18 protein-coding genes and 2 tRNA genes are annotated in these 25505 nt (G+C 62.7%); 15 read left to right on the top strand and 5 right to left on the bottom strand.

All coding sequences use genetic code 11. From position 1 onward, the window contains the following. Positions 1 to 9 precede the first annotated feature (9 nt). Together DOM58_RS06125 and DOM58_RS06120 are read left to right on the top strand one after the other, a co-directional pair. Positions 10 to 85: transfer RNA gene (locus DOM58_RS06125), tRNA-Ala, on the top strand. Between the two features lie 27 nt (positions 86 to 112). After that, positions 113 to 188 (top strand) — tRNA-Glu (locus DOM58_RS06120). A 407-nt stretch (positions 189 to 595) separates the two neighbouring features. Here the strand turns inward: DOM58_RS06120 and gltA are convergent. Further along, complete coding sequence (gene gltA / locus DOM58_RS06115; protein ID WP_110692172.1) at positions 596 to 1885, bottom strand: citrate synthase; 1290 nt, start codon at positions 1883 to 1885, stop codon at positions 596 to 598. A gap of 498 nt (positions 1886 to 2383) precedes the next feature. Here gltA and sdhC point away from each other — a divergent pair, with 498 nt between their 5' ends. The 9 genes from sdhC to sucD all read left to right on the top strand — a co-directional run bounded on the left by sdhC (position 2384) and on the right by sucD (position 14042). Next, a complete protein-coding gene (sdhC, locus tag DOM58_RS06110) occupies positions 2384 to 2761 on the top strand; it encodes a succinate dehydrogenase, cytochrome b556 subunit (protein WP_075562586.1) in 378 nt (125 codons plus the stop codon). Continuing rightward, positions 2755 to 3102: a succinate dehydrogenase, hydrophobic membrane anchor protein gene (gene sdhD, locus DOM58_RS06105; RefSeq protein ID WP_075562585.1), complete on the top strand. Its 348-nt coding sequence runs from the start codon at positions 2755 to 2757 to the stop codon at positions 3100 to 3102. Before sdhC ends, sdhD begins: the two co-directional genes overlap by 7 nt. Positions 3103 to 3105: 3 nt before the next feature. After that, positions 3106 to 4878: a succinate dehydrogenase flavoprotein subunit gene (gene sdhA / locus DOM58_RS06100; protein WP_075562584.1), complete on the top strand. Its 1773-nt coding sequence runs from the start codon at positions 3106 to 3108 to the stop codon at positions 4876 to 4878. Positions 4879 to 4892: 14 nt separating this feature from the next. After that, on the top strand, positions 4893 to 5603 hold the full coding sequence (locus DOM58_RS06095) for a succinate dehydrogenase iron-sulfur subunit (protein ID WP_075562583.1): 711 nt from the start codon (positions 4893 to 4895) through the stop codon (positions 5601 to 5603). Between the two features lie 257 nt (positions 5604 to 5860). Then, complete coding sequence (locus DOM58_RS06090) at positions 5861 to 8692, top strand: 2-oxoglutarate dehydrogenase E1 component (RefSeq protein ID WP_110692171.1); 2832 nt, start codon at positions 5861 to 5863, stop codon at positions 8690 to 8692. Between the two features lie 51 nt (positions 8693 to 8743). Next, complete coding sequence (gene odhB, locus DOM58_RS06085) at positions 8744 to 10354, top strand: 2-oxoglutarate dehydrogenase complex dihydrolipoyllysine-residue succinyltransferase (RefSeq protein WP_110692170.1); 1611 nt, start codon at positions 8744 to 8746, stop codon at positions 10352 to 10354. A gap of 81 nt (positions 10355 to 10435) precedes the next feature. After that, on the top strand, positions 10436 to 11887 hold the full coding sequence (lpdA, locus tag DOM58_RS06080) for a dihydrolipoyl dehydrogenase (protein ID WP_075562580.1): 1452 nt from the start codon (positions 10436 to 10438) through the stop codon (positions 11885 to 11887). A 116-nt stretch (positions 11888 to 12003) separates the two neighbouring features. Next, entirely contained in the window at positions 12004 to 13170 is a 1167-nt protein-coding gene (sucC, locus tag DOM58_RS06075; RefSeq protein WP_075562579.1) for an ADP-forming succinate--CoA ligase subunit beta, read from the top strand. Continuing rightward, on the top strand, positions 13170 to 14042 hold the full coding sequence (gene sucD / locus DOM58_RS06070) for a succinate--CoA ligase subunit alpha (RefSeq protein WP_075562578.1): 873 nt from the start codon (positions 13170 to 13172) through the stop codon (positions 14040 to 14042). The genes sucC and sucD overlap by 1 nt, the downstream gene beginning before the upstream one ends. A gap of 251 nt (positions 14043 to 14293) precedes the next feature. On the opposite strand, the gene gpgF is transcribed toward sucD, so the two are convergent. The 4 genes from gpgF to DOM58_RS06050 form a co-directional block, all read right to left on the bottom strand. Then, complete coding sequence (gene gpgF / locus DOM58_RS06065) at positions 14294 to 15292, bottom strand: glucosaminyl phosphatidylglycerol flippase (protein ID WP_110692169.1); 999 nt, start codon at positions 15290 to 15292, stop codon at positions 14294 to 14296. Continuing rightward, positions 15289 to 16104, bottom strand: a complete 816-nt coding sequence (gene gpgD / locus DOM58_RS06060) for an N-acetylglucosaminyl phosphatidylglycerol deacetylase (protein ID WP_110692168.1) — start codon at positions 16102 to 16104, stop codon at positions 15289 to 15291. Before gpgD ends, gpgF begins: the two co-directional genes overlap by 4 nt. Then, complete coding sequence (gene gpgS / locus DOM58_RS06055) at positions 16097 to 17230, bottom strand: N-acetylglucosaminyl phosphatidylglycerol synthase (protein ID WP_110692167.1); 1134 nt, start codon at positions 17228 to 17230, stop codon at positions 16097 to 16099. The genes gpgD and gpgS overlap by 8 nt, the downstream gene beginning before the upstream one ends. Before the next feature lie 210 nt (positions 17231 to 17440). Beyond that, positions 17441 to 19381, bottom strand: coding sequence for an exoribonuclease II (locus DOM58_RS06050; RefSeq protein WP_110692166.1), 1941 nt, complete (start codon positions 19379 to 19381; stop codon positions 17441 to 17443). 224 nt (positions 19382 to 19605) lie between these two features. On the opposite strand from DOM58_RS06050, the gene DOM58_RS06045 reads away from it, so the two are divergent. The 4 genes from DOM58_RS06045 (at position 19606) to DOM58_RS06030 (ending at position 25505) form a co-directional block, all read left to right on the top strand. Continuing rightward, the gene (locus tag DOM58_RS06045) at positions 19606 to 20340 is read left to right on the top strand and encodes a GntR family transcriptional regulator (RefSeq protein ID WP_110692165.1); all 735 of its coding nucleotides are present in this window, start codon (positions 19606 to 19608) and stop codon (positions 20338 to 20340) included. A gap of 40 nt (positions 20341 to 20380) precedes the next feature. After that, on the top strand, positions 20381 to 21559 hold the full coding sequence (nagA, locus tag DOM58_RS06040) for an N-acetylglucosamine-6-phosphate deacetylase (protein WP_110692164.1): 1179 nt from the start codon (positions 20381 to 20383) through the stop codon (positions 21557 to 21559). Beyond that, on the top strand, positions 21559 to 22578 hold the full coding sequence (locus DOM58_RS06035; RefSeq protein ID WP_110692163.1) for an SIS domain-containing protein: 1020 nt from the start codon (positions 21559 to 21561) through the stop codon (positions 22576 to 22578). Before nagA ends, DOM58_RS06035 begins: the two co-directional genes overlap by 1 nt. A gap of 155 nt (positions 22579 to 22733) precedes the next feature. Further along, positions 22734 to 25505, top strand: a complete 2772-nt coding sequence (locus DOM58_RS06030; RefSeq protein WP_110692342.1) for a glucose PTS transporter subunit IIA — start codon at positions 22734 to 22736, stop codon at positions 25503 to 25505.

Below are 25505 nucleotides of genomic sequence, written 5' to 3'. Positions count from 1 at the left end.
TCTTGGGACGGGGCCTTAGCTCAGCTGGGAGAGCGCAACACTGGCAGTGTTGAGGTCAGCGGTTCGATCCCGCTAGGCTCCACCACAAGAACCGGCATCAGCCGTTGTCCGCGTCCCATTCGTCTAGTGGTCCAGGACACCGCCCTTTCACGGCGGTAACAGGGGTTCGAACCCCCTATGGGACGCCACTTTCTCGTCTGAAGTCTCTCCTCTCTTCCCTGTATGTCGTCTTTGATATCCCTGTTCGCGGATTCTTGCGGCTGTTGATAACCCTTCCAGATTCGTCATCTTCAGGCTTGACATCGCGTCGGCTTTTCCACTGCTTGATCCTGTCTCTCCTGCATCGCCGCTAACTTGCTGAAAGTACGCGCAAGAATTTTTTGCTATTAAAATCAATGCCTTATTGTTGGTCAAAAATTACTCAATTTGCTGGCGGGGCGCCTCTGGAGGCGGTTTGGTGACATTATCGAGTGGTTTTTAACAGGGTTATCCACAGTAAGTGTGGAAATCTTCCGGGCGACCCGTCCGCATAAAAAAACCGCCGACCCAGGGTCGGCGGTTTTGACGGTGCTGGCTATTCGCTGTCCGGATCATCTTACTTGTCGTTCGGGTAGTCGCGCTTGTCGTATCCGGTGTAGAGCTGGCGAGGACGGCTGATGCGATAGCCGTTGGTGATCATCTCGTTCCAGTGGGAAATCCAGCCAACGGTACGCGCCATCGCGAAGATCACGGTAAACATGTTGGTAGGAATGCCGATGGCCTTGAGAATGATCCCCGAGTAGAAGTCGACGTTGGGGTAGAGCTTGCGCTCGATGAAGTACTCGTCCTCGAGGGCGATCTGTTCCAGGCGCTTGGCGATCTGCAGCTGGGCATCGTCCCCGACCCCCAGTTCGCCCAGGACCTCGTCGCAGGTTTCCTTCATCACCTTGGCGCGTGGATCGAAGTTGCGATACACACGATGACCGAAGCCCATCAGCTTGAACGGGTCGTCCTTGTCCTTGGCCTTGTCGATGAAGCGCTGGATGTTCTCTTCCGAGTCATCCCCGATCTCGTCGAGCATGGCCAGTACCGCTTCATTGGCACCGCCGTGTGCCGGTCCCCAAAGTGCTGCGATCCCGGCGCTGATGCAGGCGAACGGGTTGGCGCCGGTCGAGCCCGCCAGACGAACGGTGGACGTCGAGGCGTTCTGCTCATGATCGGCATGCAGCATGAAGATGCGATCCATCGCCTTGGCGATGACCGGATTGACCTCATAGCTCTCGCACGGATTGCCGAACATCATGTGCAGGAAATTTTCGGAGTAGTTGAGGTCATTGCGCGGATACATGAACGGCTGGCCGATGTTGTACTTGTGACACATCGCCGCCAGGGTCGGCATCTTGGCAATCAGGCGTATGGCGCTGACATGGCGCTGATCGGCCTGAGTGATGTCGAGGTTGTCATGATAGAACGCGGCAAGACCGCCAACGACACCGCAGAGGACTGCCATGGGGTGGGCGTCGCGGCGGAAGCCCTTGTAGAAGTTGACGATCTGCTCGTGAACCATGGTGTGGCGAGCGATCGTGCTTCTGAACGTTTCATATTCATCGGAAGAGGGGAGTTCGCCGAACATCAGCAGATAGGAGAGCTCGACGTAGTCTGAGTTCTCGGCCAGCTGTTCGATGGGGTAGCCGCGATGAAGCAGGGTGCCGGCAGCGCCATCGATATAGGTGATGCCAGATTCGCACGAAGCAGTAGCGACGAAGCCAGGGTCGTAGGTAAACAGGCCTTCTGCGGTCAGGCTGCGGACGTCGATGACATCGGGGCCGACGGTGCCGGAGTAGACCGGCAGTTCGATGGCATTGTCGACACCATCGACCGATAATTTCGCTTTTCTGTCAGCCATGTAGGCCTCCTTTAACGTGACATAAGCCTTTGTCTTTACTGCCGTGCGGGCGAAAAATCGTTCGCCCACTATAGGTTTCCGCGGGGGATTGTCAATTCGCCAGAGGGGCCCCGGCGCCGCGGTTGCGGCGCCGGTCCCCATGCGCGAGATGATGGCGGGTGCCGGGCTGGTTGGAAGTGTGCCCGTTCCTGTACTGGTCAGAGCACCATCATACCAACTGAAGGGGGCGGGCTGACAATAACGAAAGAATTCGAAATGAGTGTCGACAACCTTAAGTCTTCACCGGAGCTGGAATTTTTCGCTGTTTTGCCGTCAAGGGAACGATGTGGCGATTTGTCATACCGCTACCCAAACCCTATAATCTGCTACCGCACGATTTGGCATCGTCAGCCGGTTTGGGCCGCATCGGAACTGCTCTTGCGACCGTGATCCTGCTTCTAAAAACCACCGCCCCTGAACGGGCATGACCCGTCAGGGTTAAGAGAGTGTTTAAGCGCCGTGAATAGCAAACGTCCAGTAAACCTCGACCTATCCACCATTCATTTTCCACTTCCCGCACTCACTTCCATCGCACATCGCATTACCGGCGTGATTCTCTTCGTCGGCCTGATCTTCGGCTTCTGGGCACTGGATGCGTCACTGTCCTCGCCCGAGGGGTTCGAATCGGTGCGTAATGCGCTGGCTCACAATGTGCTGGCGAAGCTGATTACCTGGGGCCTGCTGTCGGCACTCGGTTTTCACTTTGTCGCGGGGATCAAGCACCTGCTCATGGATACCGGCTACGGTGTCGATCTCGAGGGTGGCAATCGCAAGGCGCAGATCACGGTCGTGATCAGTGCTGTCTTGGTGGTTCTGGCGGGAGTCTGGGTATGGTAACCAATATTACGAATCTGGGTCGCAGCGGGCTCTCCGACTGGCTCATCCAGCGGGTGTCGGCCGTCGTTCTGGCGCTTTATGCGCTGTTCGTCGTGGCCTATCTGCTGTTCCATCCCAATCTGGACTATGCCACCTGGAGCGGCCTGTTCGCCCAGACCTGGATGCGCATCTTCTCCTTGCTGGCCTTCATATCCATGGCCGCTCACGCCTGGGTCGGTCTGTGGACGGTTTCCACCGACTATCTCAAACACACCGGTGTTCGCTTCGGTTTCCAGGCCGTGGTGATTCTTGCCATCTTCGTTTTTCTGGTGTGGGGCGTTCAAGTCCTCTGGGGAGCCTGATTCATGTCTACCATGCGTAACCTGTCATTCGACGCCATCATCATCGGTGGTGGCGGTTCCGGCCTGCGAGCGGCGCTCGAACTGGCCAAGTCCGGCAAGAAGACCGCCGTGCTGTCCAAGGTCTTCCCGACCCGCTCCCATACTGTGTCTGCTCAGGGTGGCATCACCTGTGCCATCGCTTCCGCCGATCCCGATGACGATTGGCGTTGGCACATGTACGACACCGTCAAGGGCGGCGACTATATCGCCGATCAGGACGCCGCCGAGTATCTCTGCTCCGAAGGCCCCAAGGCCGTGTTCGAGCTCGAGCACATGGGGTTGCCGTTCTCGCGTTTTGACAACGGCCGTATCTACCAGCGTCCGTTCGGCGGCCAGTCCAAGGACTTCGGCAAGGGCGGCCAGGCGGCGCGTACCTGTGCCGCGGCTGACCGTACCGGCCATGCGCTGCTGCACACGCTCTATCAGAATAACCTGAAGAACAACACCGTCTTCCTGGACGAGTGGTACGCCATCGATCTGGTGAAGAATGCCAATGGCGATGTCGTGGGTTGCATTGCGCTGTGCATCGAGACTGGTGAAATCGTTCACGTCACCTCCAAGGCGACCGTGCTGGCCACCGGCGGGGCGGGACGTATCTTCGCCTCGACCACCAACGCGCTGATCAATACCGGCGACGGTATCGGCATGGCGCTGCGTGCCGGTTTCCCGATGCAGGATATGGAAATGTGGCAGTTCCACCCGACCGGGATCTATGGCGCGGGTACCCTGGTGACGGAAGGCTGTCGTGGCGAGGGCGGCTATCTGATCAACAAGGATGGCGAACGCTTCATGGAGCGCTACGCGCCCAACGCCAAGGATCTGGCCGGCCGCGACGTGGTCGCCCGCTCGATGGTCATGGAAGTGCTGGAAGGTCGCGGCTGCGGCGAGAACGGCGACCACGTGATGCTCAAGCTGGACCACCTCGGCGAAGAGGTGCTGATGAAGCGCCTGCCGGGTATCGTCGAGCTCTCCAAGACCTTCGCCCACGTGGATCCGGTCAAGGAACCGATCCCGGTGACGCCGACCTGCCACTACATGATGGGCGGTATTCCGACCAACGTGCATGGCCAGGCCATCACCCAGGACAGCGATGGCAACGACCACATCATCAACGGCCTGTTCGCCTGCGGTGAGGCGGCCTGCGTGTCGGTTCATGGCGCCAACCGTCTGGGCGGCAACTCGCTGCTCGACCTGGTGGTCTTCGGTCGTGCCGCCGGCATCTACATCGACAAGGCGCTGAGCGAAGGGATCGACTATCTCGATGCGTCCGCTTCCGACATCGAGCGCGCCACCAGCCGTCTGGCGCGCTGGAACGAGTCCAGCGGTGGCGAGTCGGTTTCGGAGCTCAAGACCGAGCTGCAGAACACCATGCAGAATGCTTTCGGCGTGTTCCGTCAGGAAGACAACATGCAGGAAGGCGTCAAGAAGCTGGGCGAGCTGCGCGAGCGTATCGCGCAGGCACATCTTGGCGACAAGTCAGACGTCTTCAATACCGCCCGTGTCGAAGCACTCGAGCTCGACAATCTGCTGGAAGTCGCCGAAGCGACCGCGATCGCGGCGCTGGAGCGTAAGGAAAGCCGCGGCGCTCACTCGCGCTACGACTATCCGGATCGCGACGACGTCAACTGGCTCAAGCACTCGATCTTCAATCCGGGCAACAAGACCGTCACCCAGCGTGACGTCAACTTCACGCCCAAGACGGTCGATACTTTCGAGCCGAAGATCCGTACCTACTAAGGGGGTTGTCAACGATGTCCAGTCTTCAGGTTTCCGTCTATCGCTACAACCCTGAGACCGACTCCGCGCCGTACATGCAGGAGTTCCAGATCGATACTCAAGGTCGCGATCTGATGGTTCTCAACATCCTGACCATGATCAAGGATCAGGATAGCTCGATGGCGTTTCGCCGCAGCTGTCGCGAAGGTGTCTGTGGCTCCGATGGCATGAACATGAACGGTACCAACGGTCTGGCCTGCATTACGCCGCTATCCGGCGTGGTGAAGGACAACAAGCTGGTGCTGCGTCCGTTGCCGGGGCTGCCGGTCATGCGCGACCTGGTGGTCGACATGGGGCTGTTCTACAAGCAGTACGAGCGGATGCAGCCATATCTGCAGAACGATACCGCCGAACCGGCGATCGAGCGTCTGCAGTCGCCGGAAGAGCGCGACAAGCTCGACGGTCTGTACGAGTGCATTCTGTGCGCGTGCTGCTCGACCTCTTGCCCGTCGTTCTGGTGGAATCCGGACAAGTTCGTCGGTCCTGCGGGTCTGCTGCAGGCGTATCGCTTCCTGGCAGACTCTCGCGACAACGCGACCCAGGCCCGTCTGGCCGAACTGGAAGATCCGTTCAGCCTGTTTCGGTGCCGCGGCATCATGAATTGCGTGGCGGTGTGTCCGAAGGGGCTCAACCCGACTCGGGCGATCGGCAAGATTCGCGAAATGTTGCTGTCCAACGCCACCTAACTCGTCGAAGGCGGCATCTACGACTTAAATCGTAGCGCTTGGCTTGTTATCATGTCGCCACGCTGTCGGCTGCGGCGCGATGTCGCAGTCGAATTCAGCTCAAGATGTTGGCCGGTGCCTTGTGCATCGGCTTTTAACGATCATGACGTAGCTCTGAAGGCATGTTCGTTGGCCGTCTCGCGACGGTTCCGGAGTGACGCCGAGGCGCAACCGCGACCGGCGCCGACAACACCCCATCAGTGTAGGGTGAACAAGAGATGCAAGAAGGCATAATGGAGTTGATGTGGCGCACTTCTCACATGAGCGGCGGCAACGCTCACTATGTGGAAGCGCTCTACGAGCAGTATCTGAATGACCCCGCGACTGTCCCCGACGAGTGGCGCCAAGCGTTTGATCAGCTACCGCGACTGGAAGGCACTCCCGCCCAAGATGTTCCTCTCAGCCCCATTCGAGAGCAGTTCTACCAGCTGGCGCGCGAACGGCGTCCTGCCGCAACGGCCGCCTCCGGCAGCAGCGAGAACCGTAAGCAGGTCAAGGTTCTTCAGCTGATCAACGCCTATCGATTCCGTGGCCATCAGCGCGCCGAAATCGACCCGCTCGGTCTGCGCAAGCCGGACACCGTCCCCGATCTCGACCTCTCCTTTCACGACCTGACCCAGGCCGACATGAACACCGCGTTCCAGACCGGCTCGTTCTTTCTGGGCAAGGAAGAGGCACCGCTCAAGGAGATCGTCGAGGCACTGGATCAGACTTACTGCCGTTCGATCGGCTGCGAGTTCATGCACATCGTCAACACCGAAGAGAAGCGCTGGCTGCAGCAGCGGTTCGAATCGGTGCGCTCCAAGCCGAAGTACAGTCAGAGCGAGCGTGAACATCTGCTCGAACGCCTGACGGCGGCCGAGGGGCTGGAAAGCTATCTCGCCTCCAAGTACCCCGGCACCAAGCGTTTCGGTCTGGAGGGCGGCGAGTCGTTCATTCCGATGATGGACGAGATCATCCAGCGCAGCGGCAACTATGGCGTCAAGGAAGTGGTCATCGGCATGGCCCACCGCGGGCGTCTCAACCTGCTGGTCAACATCCTCGGCAAGAGCCCTTCGGAGCTGATCGACGAGTTCGACGGCAAGAAACAGATCGAGCACGGTTCCGGCGACGTCAAGTATCACCAGGGTTTCAGCTCCAACGTGATGACGCCCGGTGGCGAGGTCCATCTGGCGCTGGCGTTCAACCCTTCGCACCTGGAGATCGTTTCGCCGGTAGTCGAGGGTTCGGTTCGCGCCCGCCAGGATCGCCGCCAGGATGACGACGGCAAACAGGTGCTGCCGGTCGTCGTGCATGGCGACGCGGCGTTCGCCGGTCAGGGCGTGGTGATGGAAACCTTCCAGATGTCGCAGACTCGCGGTTACAAGACCGGCGGTACGCTGCACATCGTGATCAACAATCAGGTCGGTTTCACCACGTCGCGTGCCGACGATGCGCGCTCGACCGAGTACTGCACCGACATCGCCAAGATGGTTCAGGCGCCGATTCTGCACGTCAACGGCGACGATCCGGAAGCGGTGCTGCATGCAACTCAGGTTGCCGTCGACTATCGCAAGGAGTTCCAGCGCGATGTCGTCATCGATCTGGTCTGCTATCGCCGTCGGGGCCACAACGAAGCGGATGAGCCCTCCGGCACCCAGCCGCTGATGTACTCCAAGATCAAGTCGCACAAGTCGACGCGCACGCTCTACGTCGAACAGCTGATCAAGGAAGGCGTGCTGGACGAGGACCAGGCCAAGCAGCTGGGCGAGCAGTATCGTGACGACCTGCTGGCCGGCAATCATGTTGCCAACGCGCTGGTCAAACAGCCCAATACCGGACTGTTCGTCGACTGGACGCCCTATCTCGGCCACGAGTGGAGCGGCGATACCGATACCAGCTGCGACCTCGAACATCTGACGCAGCTGGCGCAGAAGATGAGCGAGATCCCCAACGGTATCGACGTTCAACGTCAGGTATCTCGGGTCTACGAGGAGCGTCGCAAGATGCTCGCCGGCAACCAGCCGCTCAACTGGGGCTTCGCCGAGACGCTGGCCTACGCCACCCTGGTCAACGCCGGTCATCCGGTCCGTCTGACCGGCCAGGACACCGGCCGAGGCACGTTCTCGCACCGTCACGCCGTGGTCCACAATCAGGCCGACGCGTCGACCTATGTGCCGCTTCAGCACATCAAGGACGATCAGCCGGCTTTCGCCATCTACGACTCGTTCCTGTCGGAAGAGGCCGTGCTAGCGTTCGAATATGGCTACGCCACCACGGCGCCCAACTCGCTGATCGTGTGGGAAGCGCAGTTCGGTGACTTCTTCAACGGTGCCCAGGTCGTGGTCGATCAGTTCATCTCATCGGGTGAGTCGAAGTGGGCCCGCTTCTGCGGTCTGACCCTGCTGTTGCCGCACGGCTACGAAGGGCAGGGGCCGGAGCACTCCTCCGCTCGCCTCGAGCGTTTCCTGCAGCTTTGTGCCGAGCACAACATGCAGGTCTGCGTGCCCACCACGCCGGCGCAGATCTTCCACTTGCTGCGCCGCCAGGTGATTCGTCCGTTGCGCAAGCCGTTGATCGTGATGTCGCCGAAGAGTCTGCTGCGTCACAAGGATGCGACTTCGACCATGGAAGAGCTGTCCGATGGACGCTTCCAGATGGTCATTCCCGATATCGGCGAGCGAGATCCCCAGCAGGTCAAGCGGGCCGTGCTCTGTTCGGGCAAGGTCTACTATGACCTCGCGACGTACCGCTCCGAAAACGAGCGTGACGATACGGCGATCATTCGTGTCGAGCAGCTCTACCCGTTCCCCAAGGACGAGCTGCTGGAAGCGCTGAAGACCTATCCGAATCTGGAGCAGGTCGTCTGGTGTCAGGAAGAACCGCTCAACCAGGGTGCCTGGTATCAGAGCCAACATCATCTGCGCCTGGTGGCAAGCATGGTGCGCGAGGGGCTGGATCACGGCCTCAAGTTCGCCGGTCGTCCGGCGTCTGCCGCCCCGGCCGCAGGCTATATGTCTGTCCATGTGGCCCAACAGAGCCAACTGGTCGACGACGCTTTCAACGCGTAAGGCGCCTTGCCGCTGAGACAGGCGCGAGAGAAAAGAGACTAAGGATACGACATGGCTACTGATATCAAAGCGCCGACTTTTCCCGAATCCGTTGCCGAGGGAACGGTCGCCACCTGGCACAAGAAAGTGGGTGATAGCGTCGAGCGCGATGAACTGATCGTCGAGATCGAAACCGACAAGGTCGTTCTCGAAGTGGTGGCGCCCGAGGCGGGCACGCTCTCCGAGATCAAGATCGAGGAAGGCAATACCTGCGAGTCCGAGCAGGTGCTGGGCGTCCTCGGCGCGGCTTCCGAAGGCGGCAAGAGCGAGGACAAGCCCTCAGCCGATGCCAAGGGCGAAGCCGAGTCGGAAGACAAGGGCCAATCGGCGAATGAAGAGAAGCCGGCTGCCAAGGATAAGCCTGCGGCCTCCGGCAAGAGTCATGAGGTCAAGGCGCCGAGCTTCCCTGAATCCGTTCAGGAAGGCACCGTCGCCAGCTGGAACAAGAAGGTCGGCGAAGCGGTCAAGCGCGATGAAGTGCTGGCCGAAATCGAGACCGATAAGGTCGTGCTCGAAGTCGTTGCACCGGCTGACGGCGCGCTCGCCGAGATCAAGGTCGAAGAAGGCGAGGTCGTCGAATCCGAAGCGCTGCTGGCCGTGTTCTCCGAAGGTGCCGGTGGAGAAGGTGCCGGTGGTGACAACGACAGCAGTGCTTCCGCCGAATCCGCCGGCGACCAGGACCAGGCATCAGCCGCCGAAGGCGAGCAGGACGCCAAGGTCGACGGCAAGATTCTGGCCCCGGCCGCGCGCAAGATGGCGGCCGAGAACGATCTCGACGTCAGCAAGCTCGAGGGGACCGGCAAGGGCGGTCGCGTGCTGAAGGAAGACGTGCAGAAGGCGATCGACGACGGCTCGGCGAAGAAATCCGCCAAGCCGGCAGCGTCTGCTCCGAAAGCGGCGGCTGCGCCGGCGGTCGAGGGCGAGCGTCCCGAACAGCGCGTGCCGATGAGCCGTCTGCGCCAGACCATCGCCAAGCGTCTGGTCCAGGCTCAGCAGACCGCCGCCATGCTCACTACCTACAACGAGGTGGACATGAGCGCGGTGATGGCGCTGCGCAGCGAATACAAGGACACCTTCCTCAAGGCGCACGACGTCAAGCTCGGCTTCATGGGCTTTTTCGTCAAGGCGGCGACCGAGGCGCTCAAGCGCTTCCCGGACGTCAACGCCTCCATCGACGGCACCGATATCGTCTATCACGGCTATCAGGATATCGGCGTTGCCGTTTCCACGCCGCGAGGTCTGGTCGTGCCGGTGCTGCGTGACACCGACAGCATGAAGCTGGCCGATGTCGAGAAGGCGATCGGCGATTTCGGTCAGCGTGGCAAGCAAGGCAAGCTCGGCATCGAAGACATGCAGGGTGGCACGTTTACCATCACCAACGGCGGCATCTTCGGTTCGCTGATGTCGACGCCGATCCTGAATCCGCCGCAGACCGCGATCCTGGGCATGCACAAGATCCAGGAACGTCCGATGGCAGTGAACGGCAAGGTTGAGATCCGTCCGATGATGTATCTCGCCGTCTCCTACGATCACCGCATGATCGATGGCAAGGACGCGGTCCAGTTCCTGGTGGCCATCAAGTCGTTGCTGGAAGATCCGGCGCGTCTGCTGCTGGACATCTAAGCGCCTTCGACTCAACCATCCGACTGTCGATTCGCCGGGCTCGCCCGGCGAATGGCAAACGAAGCGAACAGGATATTTTTCATGGCCGATAAATTCGATGTAATCGTCATTGGTGCGGGTCCTGGAGGCTACGTCGCCGCGATCCACGCCGCTCAGCTGGGCCTCAAGACGGCCTGTGTCGAGAAGTGGGTCAACAAGGAAGGCAAAACGGTTCACGGCGGCACCTGTCTGAACGTGGGTTGCATCCCTTCCAAGGCATTGCTCGAAACCTCGCACAAGTTCGTCGAGACGCGCGATCACTATGCCGAGATCGGGATCAACGTCGGCGATGTCTCGACCGATGTGACCAAGATGATGGAGTTCAAGAACAGCGTCATCGCCAAGAACACCGGCGGTATCAGCATGCTGTTCAAGTCCAATGGCGTCACTGCTCTGGAAGGCACCGGCAAGCTGCTCGATGGCAAGAAGGTCGAAGTGACCGGCCACGACGGCAAGACGGAAACCTATGAAGCCGATAACGTCGTCATCGCCTCCGGTTCCGTACCGGTGAACATTCCGCCGGCACCGATGACCGACGATGTCATCGTCGACTCTGCCGGTGCGCTGGAGTTCACCGAGGCGCCCAAGCGTCTCGGCGTGATCGGCGCCGGCGTCATCGGGCTAGAGCTAGGCAGCGTGTGGAGCCGTCTCGGCAGCGAAGTTACCGTTCTCGAAGCGCTCGATACGTTCCTGCCGATGGTCGACCAGGCGGTTGCCAAGGATGCCCAGAAGCTGTTCAAGAAGCAGGGTCTGGACATCAAGATGGGCGCCCGGGTGACCGGTTCCGACATCAAGGGCAAGGGCAAGTCGCGCGAAGTCGTGGTCAAGTACACCGACGGCGACGGCGAGCAGGAACAGACCTTCGACAAGCTGATCGTCTGTGTCGGGCGCAAGCCGTACACCGACAAGCTGCTCGACGAGTCGGCGGGCATCAAGCTCGATGAGCGCGGGTTCGTGTTCGTCGACGACCAGTGCCGTACCAATGTTTCGGGCGTCTACGCCATCGGCGACGTGGTTCGTGGGCCGATGCTGGCGCACAAGGCCTCCGAAGAGGGTGTCATGGTGGCCGACATCATCGCTGGCCAGAAGCCGGAAATGAACTACGATGCCATTCCCAGCGTGATCTACACGGCTCCGGAAGTGGCGTGGGTCGGCATCAACGAGCAGCAGGCCAAGGAACAGGGCATCGAAGTCAAGACCGGTGCTTTCCCGTTCTCGGCCAGTGGACGCGCGCTCGCCAACAACGCGCCGGAAGGTATGGTTAAGGTCATTGCCGACGCCAACACCGACCGTGTTCTCGGCGTTCATATTCTGGGTCAGCACGCCGGCGAATTGATCGCCCAGGGCGTGATCGCGATGGAATTCGGCTCCAGTGCCGAAGACCTGGCGCTGACCTGCTTCGCGCATCCGACGCTGTCGGAAGCGGTACACGAAGCGGCGCTGGCGGTCGATGGGCACGCCATCCACATGGCCAATCGCAAGAAGCGAAAGTAAGTCGTTCTCTCGCGCTTCTTGCACTAGGTGCCATTCCACCGGGATGGCACGGGGGTGACGAGCCGGCTTCCGGCTCGTTGCCATTCGAGTCACATGCAACCTAATGGCATGAATCGATGAACCTTCACGAGTATCAGGGCAAACAGCTGTTTGCCGATTACGGTCTTCCAGTGTCCAAGGGCTTTGCCGTCGACACGCCGGATGAAGCCGCAAAGGCCTGCAAGAAAATCGGTGGCGACAAGTGGGTCGTCAAGGCACAGGTTCACGCAGGCGGTCGCGGCAAGGCCGGTGGCGTCAAGCTGGTCGAAAGTCCGGAAGCCGCCAAGGCGTTCGCCGAGCAGTGGCTGGGCAAGAATCTGGTGACCTACCAGACCGACGAAAAAGGTCAGCCGGTTGCCAAGATTCTGGTCGAGAACTGCACCGATATCGCCAGCGAGCTGTATCTGGGCGCGGTAGTCGATCGCGCCACACGCCGCGTCGTGTTCATGGCCTCCACCGAAGGTGGTGTCGAAATCGAGAAAGTGGCCGAGGAAACGCCCGAGAAGATCCTCAAGGCCGAGATCGATCCGCTGGTCGGCGCACAGCCGTACCAGGCGCGCGAACTGGCGTTTCAGCTGGGCCTGAACAAGGATCAGATCAAGCAGTTCACCAAGATCTTCCTGGGCCTCTCCAAGCTGTTCCTGGACAAGGACCTGGCGCTGCTGGAAGTCAACCCGCTGGTGATCACCGACGAAGGCAACCTTCACTGCCTCGACGCCAAGATCAACCTCGACGCCAACGCCATGTATCGTCATCCCGACCTGCAGGCGATGCGCGATCCGTCGCAGGAAGACGAGCGCGAAGCGCATGCCCAGGAATGGGAGCTCAACTACGTTGCGCTCGACGGTAACATCGGTTGCATGGTCAACGGCGCAGGCCTGGCCATGGGTACCATGGATATCGTCAACCTCAACGGTGGCAGCCCGGCCAACTTCCTCGATGTCGGTGGCGGTGCGACCAAGGAGCGCGTGGCGGAAGCGTTCAAGATCATTCTCTCCGACACCAACGTCAAGGCCGTTCTGGTCAATATCTTCGGCGGCATCGTACGTTGCGACATGATCGCCGAGGGCATCATCGGTGCCGTCGAGCAGGTCGGCGTCAACGTACCGGTCGTGGTGCGTCTGGAAGGTAACAACGCCGAGCTGGGCGCCGAGAAACTGGCTTCCAGCGGACTCAACATCATCGCTGCTACCAGCCTGACTGACGCGGCTCAGCAGGTCGTCAAAGCGGCGGAGGGCAAGTAATGAGTATCCTGATCGACAAGAGCACCAAGGTCATTTGCCAGGGTTTCACTGGCGGCCAGGGCACCTTCCACTCCGAGCAGGCGATTGCCTACGGCACCAACATGGTCGGTGGCGTCACGCCGGGCAAGGGTGGCCAGGAACATCTCGGTCTGCCGGTGTTCAACACCGTCAAGGAAGCGGTCGAGAAGACTGGTGCCGAAGCGTCCGTCATCTACGTGCCGGCGCCGTTCTGCAAGGACTCGATCCTCGAAGCCGCCAATGCTGGCATCAAGCTGATCGTCTGCATTACCGAAGGCATTCCGACGCTGGACATGCTCGACGTCAAGGTCAAGTGCGACGAGCTGGGTGTGCGTCTGATCGGCCCGAACTGCCCGGGCGTGATCACGCCGGGCGAGACCAAGATCGGCATCATGCCGGGTCATATACACAAGCCGGGCCGCGTCGGTATCGTCTCGCGCTCGGGGACTTTGACCTATGAAGCGGTCAAGCAGACCACCGATCATGGCTTCGGCCAGTCCACCTGCGTGGGCATCGGCGGCGATCCGATCCCGGGCTCGACGTTCATCGACATCCTCGAGATGTTCGAAAAGGATCCGCAGACCGAAGCGATCGTGATGATCGGTGAAATCGGCGGTACCGCCGAAGAGGAAGCGGCAGCCTACATCAAGGCCAACGTGACCAAGCCGGTGGTGTCCTACATCGCGGGTGTCACGGCGCCTCCGGGCAAGCGCATGGGCCATGCCGGTGCGATCATTTCCGGCGGCAAGGGCACTGCGGACGAGAAATTCGCGGCGCTGGAAGATGCCGGCGTCAAGACCGTGCGTTCACTCGCCGAAATCGGCGATGCACTGAAAGCTGCCACCGGCTGGTAAGTCAGTGATGCGCTAGGCAGTGCGAGACGTCATGTCTCTTCGACGGCCCGTCAGGTTTTCCTGGCGGGCCGTTGTCGTTATAGGCGGCGTTTTAGGTGTCGTTTTGGACGGCCGTTTCGGGCGGTCATTTCGTGACCTTCGAATGAAGGAGGGGATGTGCCGGAAACGGCCAAGCGTCGACCGTCTGCACCTGGCTATCGGCAACCGGCTATCGGCAACGGGCTATTGGCAACAACGACCAGGTACGCCGGCTACGCGCGTTTGCGCTTGTTGATCATGCGCAGGAATGCCTTTCCGGCGGTCGCGAGGAAGATCGGGAAGCCGGCCAGCAGGTAGAAATAGTAGGTGACGAAACGCCAGATCAGCACGGCGGCAGCGGCGCTTTGTGCACCGATCAGCGGCGTCAGTAGAGCGGATGACGTCAACTCGGCGCCCCCGGCGCCCCCGGGTAGAAAGCTCAGCTGCCCGGCGGCCATCGATACCATCTGGACCAGAAAGGTCCAGGCCCAGTCGATGTGCTGCCCCAGTCCCTGAACGACCAGGTAGAGAATGCTGTAGCGGATCAGCCAATGAGCGCAGCAGAGCAGGAATACACTCAGCAACAGCCAGCGCGGTAGCCGCAGGGTTTCGATCAGCGAGTTGCGAAAATGCAGAAGCCGGCGGGCGAAGCCGAAGCGCGATCGGCGCTTGACGTTGAGTCTCTCCAGCCAGCGGCCGGTGATATGCATGACGCGGGTGTAATGGGTCAGCGTCAGCCATAATACGACGAGCGCGCTGAGCAGCAGCAGCGTGGGTAAACCCACCAGCCAGCCGAGTTTCAAGTCGACGGCCTCGATCAGAACGTAGAGTGCGACGCCGATCAGGCCCGACAGGAAGAACAGCAGGTCGGTGAGCTGATCGACGGCAAAAATGGCCGATGCCTGAGCCGGTCTGATGCCGCGCCGGGCCAGCAGGCCCAGCAGGGTCAACGGGCCACCGGTGCCGCCAGGCGTGGCGCAGATCGCGAATTCCGTCGCCATCACGATCGAAAAGGCACGGATCTGGGAAAGTTTCCCCGCCCGTCCGGCCAACAGCAGTCTTAGACGCAGCGCGTTGAGATTCCAGCAGACCACGATCATGCCCATCATCAGCAGCAGTTGCGAAGTCGGGAAGCCTCGCAGTTCGGCAACGATGCCGCCGCCACCGATCAGAATCGGGATCGCCAGCGCCGCTACCAGACCCAGTGCCAGCAGCCACAGAATACGTTTCATGCCGCTGGACGATCCTTGTTCGCTTGTCTGGCGAGATCGTCAGTCGCGAGGTCGGGCGCCTCATGATCGAGCCAGGTCCGTTTGGTCAACGGTTGGCGACCGTTTTCCAGCAAGTGCTCGACCAGCTGCAGCCAGTAGTCGTAGGAGGGCTTGTAGCGCATGTCGACAGGATGCAGCGCCAGCCGCAGCAGCGGCGTGTGCTGGAAGCGACGATACTGAATGGCGCTGACCACACGCGACATGCCGCGTCGCCAGGCGCTGCGCGCGCTCCAGACGATGCTCGGCGCTTCCAGCGGGGCGAAGCCGGGTAGGCGATACAGCTGCTGCGGATCGCTGGTGTAGCTGAACGGGCGAGCCTGCAGGGCTTGACGCGTGCCCTGGCTCATCAGCCAAGCGGGCGCCACGAAGCCGCCATGGGGCCAGCCGCAGGCATCGAACTGCGCCAACCCCTCATCGAGCAGGGCGCCCGCCTGGTCACGGTCGAGCGCGTAGAACTCGCCCTCCCAGGTGTAGATCCGGCGCATGTAGTAATCGCGCAGCGAACGCGGCGCCGGCGCATCGTCACGGTGGTAATAGCCATGCAGCGTCAGCTCGTCGCCGAGCGCCAGGCGGGTATCGAGCACTCGGCGCAGGGTATCGCTCTCCCGGCATTCGCCACGGCCATGAAAATTGGGCACGACGAGCCAGGTGATCGGGATGCGTTGCCCCAGTCGTTCGCCCAGACGGTCGATCGCTTCGACGAAGCCGCGATAGTCCGGCCAGGTTTCGGGGGCGATATCGTGGAGCACCAGCGAGAAATGCCGTTTATCCATGCTGAGAGCCCTGCTGGGTTTCCCCCGCACCTTCGGTGGCGCTGGTCAGCCGGCGGTAGTGAGAAAGCAGCCCGTCGATGACGACGTCCCAGTCGTGGTTGCGCTCGACGTAACGGCGCGCGCGACGTCCGGCTTGCGGGGCGTCGTGATTGGCGAACAGCTCTTTCACGGCGCGCGCCATGTCCGCCGGCGAGTGCGGCTCGCTCAACAGACCACAGCCCAGCGGCACGTTTTCGGCCAGCGCGCCCGCCCGGGCGGCGACCACGGGAATACCGCTGGCCATGGCTTCCAGAGCGACCAGGCCGAAGGTCTCCTGGGTGCCGGCGTGAACCAGCGCATCGCTGGACGCCAGCCAGCTCGCGACTTCCTCGGTCGGCGTATAGCGATCGATCACGCTGACGTTGTCGGGAACCTGGGTAGGCATGCTGGGGCCGACCAGCAGCAGGTGATAGCCCTTGCCGAGCAGGCGGGCGGTTTCCAGCAGATCGTGCAGATTCTTTTCGCGCGAGCCACGGCCGACGAAGATCAACAGTTTGGTGTCGTCGTCGAGATTCAGTCGCTGGCGCATGGCGGCGTTCTGTCGACTGGGGTGGAACGTCTCCAGATCAACGCCCAGCGGCTGGATGGCGACTCGCTCGATTCCGAGCCGTGTCAGCCGCTCGGCCATCACGCGGCTGGGTGCCAGCACCTGATCGAAGCGACGGTAGAGCTGATAGACGTAGCGCTCCACCAGTTTGTCGGTGCCGCTACCCAGCCGATTGCTGATCAGCCTGGGCAGATCGGAGTGATAGAACCCGACGACCGGTACGTCGAGCTTGCGTCCGGCACGCAGCGCCGCCCAGCCGGTCACGTAGGGATCGCCCGCTTCGATGATATCCGGCGACAGGCGAACTAGCTCGCGCTCCCAGCCGCGTCGGCGCAGCGGAAACCGATAGCCCTGGCTGAACGGCAGCGGCGGTGACGGAATTTCGTGAATGCCGTTATGGGTGAAGAGCTGCGAGCCAGGAATCAGCAGGCTGCAGGTGACGCCGGGCAGCTTGGCAAGGCGCCGGTGCTTGGCATCGAGATAGGTACGAACCCCGCCACTGGCGGGGGCATAGAACATCGTGACGTCGGCAATATGCAACGCGCCGCTCCTCTTAAAAACATCCCTGTCGGTACGGCCCATTCGGAGAATGGCGACGACTGATTGAATCGATGACCGGCGATACCAATGACCGACGATATCCATGACCGACTACATTGCAGTATATCGTCTTACCGCCGCAGGGCGTTCACACCATAGTGGTAGTCCGTCCGCGCGGCTGTCGGCAATGCGGACGGACCTGCATACCGCTCAATCGGCAGGCGTTGCCACCAGCGAGCGGGTCGCCTCACGGGCCTCGACGAGCTTGACGCGCGTACTGCCGCCTAGCTGGTAGCGCAACTCGCCGGCGATCTGGATACGGCCTTCCTTGTCGTCGATGGCCACCTGGGTGCGGTCGCTATGAATCATCGGCGCCGGCACGAACGCCGTGGCACCGTTGGCCGTCAGGCGAACGCGCATGCCCCCACGGCGGATGTCGATGATGTCGGCATCGAAAATCTCACCCTGCTCGAGGGTGGCGCCCAGATAGCGCACGTAAAGCCAATCTTTGACGTCGCGTTCGGCCATTCGGTTCAGTCGGCGGCGCTCGGTCAGTTGTTCGGTCAGTTGCTGGCTGGCCTCGGCGGGAGCCGCTTCCGACTTCAGGAAGCGCTTGATCAGGCGATGGTTGACCATATCGCCGTACTTGCGGATCGGTGATGTCCAGGTCGCGTAGGCGGGCAACCCCAGGCCGAAATGCGGTCCGGGACGAGCCGACATGTTGGTGTAGCCCTGGAAGCGGCGCAGGCGGACGTCCAGCCAGGCGTCTTCGCGAGCATCCAGCGCCCGGCGAAATTCGCGATAGCGGGGGAGTTCGGAAAGCTGCTCGCGCTCTGCCGGGATCTCCTGGGCGGCCAGAAACTCCAGTGCCTGGTCGATTTTCTCCGGCTCGAAGGCGTGATGCACGTTGAAGATGCCGTGGCCGACTTCCTTGGCCAGCAGATCGGCGCAGCAGGCGTTGGCGACGATCATCGCTTCTTCGATCATGCGCTGGGCGATGCGGCGCTCCTCGACCCGGATACCGAGCACGTTACCGGCATCGTCGAGATCGAACGCGTAATCCGGACGATCCTTGAACACCAACGTGTTGGCCTCGCGCCAGGCGGCGCGGGCGCGGGATAGCTCGGCCAGCGCCGTCAACTGCTCGGCGATCGGTGCTGCCGGCGCTTCGGCGTTCGGCTCGCCGTCGATCCAGTCGGAAACCGCGTCGTACACCAGCCTCGCGTGGGAGCGAATCGTGGCGGCGAAGAAGCGATACTCGCCCAGGGTACCGTCGCGACCGACATGCAGCCGGCAGGCCAGTACCGGACGCTCGACGTCCGGTTTCAGCGAACACAGGTCATCGGCCAACGCTTCCGGCAGCATGGTGATGTTCTGGCCCGGCAGGTAGACCGTGAAGGCGCGCGTGCGGGCTTCCTTGTCCGCCGGGTGGGACTCGTCCACGTAGGCGGTGGGATCGGCGATCGCCACCGTCATTGTCCAGCCGTCGTCGGTCGCTTCGACGCGCAGCGCGTCGTCCATGTCGCGAGTCTTCTCGCCATCGATGGTGAAGAACGGCTCGGCGGTGAGGTCTTCGCGGACCAGACCTTCTTCCTGCAGCGGCCAGGTGTCGGCAGCCGGCGGGCACTCCTGTTCGAGCGCGTGGCGTGCCAGCGTGACCCGCCAGGGCACGGAAGGATCCTCACTCTTGACCACCAGCTCGTCGATCTGGGTAAAGAACGCGCGATCGTCCGGGCGCAGCGGGTGGCGGATCAGCCGCGCGACGACCCAGTCGCCGTCGGCGATGTCGGACTCTTCCAGCGAGCGCTTGAGACGCGCCTTGAGTGAAAGATTGATCGAAGGATGATCGGGAACCACGGCCAGCCGGCCGTCGCGTTTCTGCACGCGTGCCACGAAGCGGTCCAGCGAGGCTTCGATCAAGCTTTCCGGATCGGCCTGTTTCTTGTCGCCATCCTCCTTGATCACCGCTTCGATGCGATCACCATGAACGACCTGCTTCATGGCGGGAGGCGGAATGAAATAGGACGTGCCATCTTCGGCTTCGAGGAAACCGAACCCCTTGTCGGTGGCCTTGACGGTGCCCTGGACACGGGGAGTGTTGGCCCGGATATTTTGCTTCAGCTGGGCTAGAAGAGAGTTGTTCTGCAGCATCGGATCGGATCGAATCGGTCGGTGGACGAGAGCGACACTATACGGATTCCTCCCGAGCCACGCCAATCGTCCCCGCCGGGGGCGCTCGCCGACGTCGGGCAAGCGAGAGGTTCGCCGAATTCGACCAAAGTTGGCGGCTGAAAGTCTGGCAGATTGGTATGCGACTGGTTATGTTGGTGGTATTGAAGTGGTATTCATCACGATGCCCCTAAAACGGATCTGCCATGCAACCGACGCTGTCCCGTCTCAAGCTCGATGCCGCCCAGTCGACACCGCTCTATCGCCAGTTGGCCCAACAGCTGGTCGAGGCGATCGAAGCGGGTGACTGGGAGACCGGCGAGGCGCTGCCCTCGGAGCGGGTGCTTGCGGAATCGCTCAATGTTTCCCGTATTACCGCCCGCAAGGCGCTGGACCGGCTGGTGGCACTGGGGCTGATTCAGCGCACTCACGGCTCCGGTACCTTTATCGCGCCGCGGCTCAATCAGTCGCTGACCCGGCTGACCAGCTTCACCGAGTTGCTGGTCCAGCGCGGCCATCGCCCCAGTTCGCGCTGGTTGAGTCGCCAGCTCGGCACGCCGACGGTGGAAGAGAGCCTGCGGCTCGGGGTGAGCGCGGACCATCAGGTCTCGAGGCTCAAGCGGCTGCGGCTGGCCGACGACGTGGTGGTCGCCGTCGAGGAGAGCTGCCTGCCCCATCGCGTCCTGCCTGATCCCGAAGTCGTTACCCATTCGCTCTATCGTCACCTCGAAAGCCTGGGGACGCCGATCGTTCGTGCCCTGCAGCATGTCTCGGCGGTCAATGCCGATGCCGAACTGGCGCGGCTGGCGCAGGTGCCGGAATCCCAGGCGCTGCTGATGATGACCCGACTCGGCTATCTCGCGGACGGCCGCCCCGGGGAGCTCACAGTGACTTACTGTCGCACCGACTACTACGACTTCATGGTGGAACTGACTCAATGATGAGGCGCAATTGACTGCCATCGCTCAAGCAGGAGACGAGATGCTTTACGGCAATATTCTGACTGCCGAGGGCTGGCGGCTTGGCACGCTCGAATGGCGCGACGGACGAATCGTCGCCATCGAGGGCGAGCCGGTCGATCCCGATGCCAACGATCATCCTCGGCTGTTGCCGGGCTTCGTCGATCTGCACGTGCATGGCGGCGGCGGGGCGGATGCCATGGAAGGGGGCGACGCCGCCGCGACCATGGCCCGAACCCACGTGCGTTTCGGTACCACCAGTCTGCTGGTGACCACCATGACGGCGCCCATGGCCGACATTCGCCAGGCATTACAGGATATCGCCCGGTTGATGAAGGTCCCGCTGCCTCAGGCATCGCGGCTGCTGGGCGTGCATCTCGAAGGGCCTTATCTCAACCCTGGCAAGCTGGGCGCCCAGCCGCCGCATGCTCGCCCCGGCGTGGCCGAGGAGGTCGATGCGCTGCTGGCGCTCGCCCCGATCCGGCTGTTGACGCTGGCACCGGAGCTGTCGGGACATGCCGAGCTCATCAGCCAACTGCGCGAGCGCGGTGTGCGGGTGCAGATGGGCCATACCCTGGGCAGCTACGAAGAGGGCGTGGCCGGGCTCGAACACGGTGCCCACGGCTTCACCCATCTGTTCAACGCCATGACAGGGTTGCACCACCGCAAGCCGGGCATGGTCGGCGCAGCGCTGGCGCATGCTGACTACGCCGAGATCATCCCCGACCTGCTCCATGTTCATCCCGGCGCCATTCTGACGGCGCTGCGCTGCATTCCTCATCTCTATGGCGTGACCGATTCCACCGCCGCCGCCGGCATGCCCGACGGGGAGTATCGTCTCGGCGAGCAGCATGTCACCAAATGCCTGGGCGGTGTGCGGCTGGCAGACGGCACACTGGCCGGCAGTACGCTTACCATGGATCAGGCGCTGCGTAACCTGGTCCGGATCGGTCTCGATCTCGATGATGCCAGCCGGCGGCTATCGCAGTATCCCGCCGATTTTCTCGGCGAGAGCGACATTGGTCGGCTCGAGATCGGCTGCCGGGCCGACATCGTGGTGATGAATGAGAGACTCGAGATCGATGCCGTCTACGTGGGCGGCGAACTGGCTCATCACGTCTCGTCGGCTGGGCAGGGACAGATGGCCGCGCAACAACGGACGACACCACAGGCGGCTGGCGCGCCGCGGGAGACCCACTGATGTCACTGATGCTGGAAGAAGCCCGGAGCGCGCCCGCCTGCCTGCGGACGCAATGGCGAGCCAATCGGGAAGCGATGGCCGAGTTCGGCAAGGCACTGCGAGCGGCCGACCTGCACGGGGCACTGACGGTGGCGCGCGGCAGCTCCGACCATGCCGCGGCCTATTTCGCCTATCTGGGGATGAAACATCTCGGCTTGCCGATGGCCTCGGTGCCGCCGTCATTGACCACCGTTGCCGATACGCCGTGGCGGGTTCGGGGTCAGCTGACGGTGGCCATCTCGCAGTCCGGCGCCAGCCCCGATCTGGTGGCGACGCAAAAGGCGCTGGCCGCCGGCGGGGCGCGCAGCGTGGCGCTGGTCAATACGCCCGATTCACCGCTGGGGCACGTCTCGGAGCGCGAGATCGCGCTGCACGCCGGCGTCGAGAAGAGCGTCGCGGCGACCAAGAGCTATCTTGCCACCTTGGCCGCCTGCGCTCATCTGATCGGTGCCTGGGCCGAAGACGAAGCGCTGCTGGCCGCTCTGGAAGCGCTGCCGCCGAAACTCGAGGCGGCAGCGCAGCAGGAGTGGCAACAGGCGGTGGATGCGCTGGTCGACGTCGATCGGCTGCTGGTGATCGGGCGCGGCGTCGGGCTCGCCATCGCCCAGGAAGTCGCGCTCAAGTTCAAGGAAACCTGCGCCATCCAGGCCGAACCATTCAGTGCCGCTGAGGTTCGTCATGGGCCGATGGCGCTGATCGAACCGGGCTACCCGGTGCTGGTACTGGCGCCGCCGGGACCGGATCAGGCCGGGCTGCTGGAACTGGCTGAATGGTTGGAGAGCATCGGTGCCAAGGTGCTGCTGGCCGCCGATGACCGTGTTCCCGCACGCCAGCTGCCATTGATCGATGCCGGCCACGACGATCTGCAGCCGCTATCGGTGGTCCAGAGTTTTTACGTCATGGCGGCCAGACTCGCGGTCGCCCGCGGTGGTGATCCGGATCGGCCGCGCCATCTGCAGAAGGTGACTCGAACGCTCTGAGCGCGAACCACGAGCTACGAGCTACGAGCTACGAGCCACGAGCCGCGAGCCGCGAGCCGCCTCAGTCGATGTGACGGGACGCCGCCAGGTCCAGATGTTCAAAACTGGCGCGCCGAATGAAACAGGATCGAAACAACAACAAGTTGGGAGTCTTCATGTCATCCACATTACGATTTCTCAGAGCCCCGATGCGCGGGGTGGTGGTTCCGCTGGCGGAAGTGCCCGATCCGGTCTTTGCCGAAGGCACCATGGGACCCGGTATTGCCATCGATCCGTTGGGGGAGACGCTGCATGCGCCCTGCAACGGCGAGATCATCCATTGCGCGCGAACCGCACACGCCATCACGCTGCGCGACGACGGCGGCCATGAATGGCTTTTGCATATCGGACTCGACACCGTCGATCTGGACGGTGACGGGCTCGAGCTGCTGGTCGCGACCGGCGAGCGTGTCTCCGCCGGTGATCCGCTGTGCCGGTTCGACGCCGATCGTCTGGCGCAGCGAGTCAAGGCGCTGGTGACTCCCGTCGTGCTGACCAATGGCCCCGATACCGACCTGGAAACGCTGGTCGCGCCGGGCACGATCGTCGAGATGGGCGAGAATCTGTTGCAGTGGCAGGCCGCGGCGGATCGTCGCGACGAAGCCGGTCGAGCAGACTCGGCTCCGCGTGCCAGCGCCAGCAGAGATGCCACCATCGCGGCGGCCAGCGGTCTCCATGCGCGTCCTGCGGCGCGGCTGCGAGCCATCGCTCGAGAGCACGCGGTCGAGCTGACGCTGACACGAATCGGCGAGAAGGCCGGCGGGAGCCGCGATGCCGCCACCGCGAACGTCGCCAGTCTGAGCGCGCTGCTGAATCTGGGCCTGGTTCAGGGCGACCGGGTCACTTTCTCGGCGCATGGCGCCGGGGCGCAGGCCGCGATCGAGGCGGCAACGACATTGCTCGAAACGCCCGAGCCGGGGGCTGACCGGCCCCGCGAAACGCCGCCCGAGGCGCAGGCGAGCGGGCTGCCCTTAGCGTCACGGATGCCCGCTGCCGAGCCCGGCCGGTTGAACGGTCTGGCGGCAAGTCCGGGATTGGCGGTGGGGCCGCTGGTTCGCTACGAAGTGGCGTTGCCCAGTGTCGCCGACACCGCGAGCGATCCCGAGCAGGAGAAGCGGGCCTTGGTCGCTGCCATCGCCGAGGTCGATGCCGAGCTGGAACGATCGACTCAAGCGGCGAAAGCGCGCGGCCAGCAGGCTGAGGCGGACATCTTCGAGGCCCATCGGGCGTGGCTGGACGACCCCGATCTTCGTGCGGCGGCCGAGACGGAAATTGCCGCCGGGCGTAGCGCCGGGCGTGGCTGGTATCTGGCGCTGGAGCGCGAGATTCAACGTCTACGTGGCGGGGCCAATACGCTGCTGGCGGCGCGGGCGGACGATCTGCGCGATCTGCAGCGCCAGGTCATGCAGCCTTTCGCCGTCGAGGCGGCAGCGATCCTCTCAGGCCTCGACGGGGCCATACTGATCGCGCAGGAACTCACACCCTCGCAGTTCGTCGAGGTGGCGGATCGAGTTGCCGGGCTATGTCTGGCCGCCGGCGGGCTGACCTCGCATGTCTCGATTCTGGCGCGAGCGCGGGGGTTGCCGTGTCTGGTGGCCATGGGCGATGCGCTGATGGAAGCCGCCAGTGACAAGGCGTGTCTCGATATCGGCCCGGACGAGCCTTACGGAGCGCTGGAGCTGGCACCCGACGATCGACGCCTGACGAGGATCGACGAAGAAAGGACGCGACGGCATCGGCAGGCGGTGGCGGAGCATGCGCAAGCCCAGAATCCCGCAGTGACCCGAGACGGTCATCATCTCCACGTCGGGGCCAACATTGCCTCAAGCGCAGACGCCCGGGCGGCTGCCCAGGCGGGCGCCGACGGCGTCGGGCTGATGCGCAGTGAATTCCTGTTTCTGGAGCGACAGTCGGCGCCGTCGCTCGACGAACAGCAGGCCGAGTATCGTGCCGCGGTCGAAGCGATGGGGGGCAAGCCGGTCATCGTCCGTCTGCTGGATATCGGTGGCGACAAGCAGCTTCCCTATCTATCGCTACCGGCATCGCCCAACCCGGCGCTGGGGGAGCGGGGCGTGAGGTTGTGGCAGACGCACCCGGCGCTTTTTGAAACACAGCTCGATGCGCTGCTCGAAGCGGGCCGCGAGCTGGCGCTCGGCGAAGACGGCCTGTCGACGTTGCGGCTGATGGTGCCGATGGTCGCCGATGTCGGCGAGTTGCGCTGGGTGCGGGAGCGGCTCGAGGCGCGCGCTGGCGCGCTGGGTATCGAGCGGCTGCCGGCGCTGGGGGTGATGATCGAGGTGCCGACGGCGGCGGTGTGTGCCGACAGCCTCGCTCGCGAGGCCGATTTTCTCTCCATCGGCACCAACGATCTGACCCAGTACGCTCTGGCCATGGACCGCGAAGTGGCGTCGCTGGCGTTACGCAGCGACGTGCTCCATCCCGGCGTGCTGCGGCTCATCGCCGCCTGTCTCCAGGGGGCTGCCGGTCACTGTCCGGTGGCCGTCTGTGGCGCGGCGGCGGGGGATCCGCTGGCCGGGGCCCTGTTCGCGGCCATGGGTGTCGACGAACTTTCCGTCGAATCTGGACGTATCGCCGCCGTCAAGGCGGGCCTGCGTCGGCTTGATGCCGGGGCGCTTGCGGCGCAGTTGCCATCGCTGCTGGCGCTGGCCGATGGCGCCGCCGTGAGGCAGGCCCTGAAGACAATACTGGAACCTGAACGTGGACATGAACCCGGCGTGGCGGACTCGAGCGCAGAAGGCATCGAGAAAGCCATCGAGCAAGACATCGAGAAAGGCGTCGAGCAAGGCGTCGATAAAGACATCGGGAAAGGCGCCGATACCGTCGGCCGCACGACTTCGGGTCCCTCCAATACGACAACAAGATCTTGA

It is taken from the genome of Salinicola halophyticus (assembly GCF_003206695.1).
Classification (GTDB): Bacteria; Pseudomonadota; Gammaproteobacteria; order Pseudomonadales; family Halomonadaceae; genus Salinicola; species Salinicola halophyticus.
This window is presented reverse-complemented; position numbering and strand designations above follow the sequence as displayed.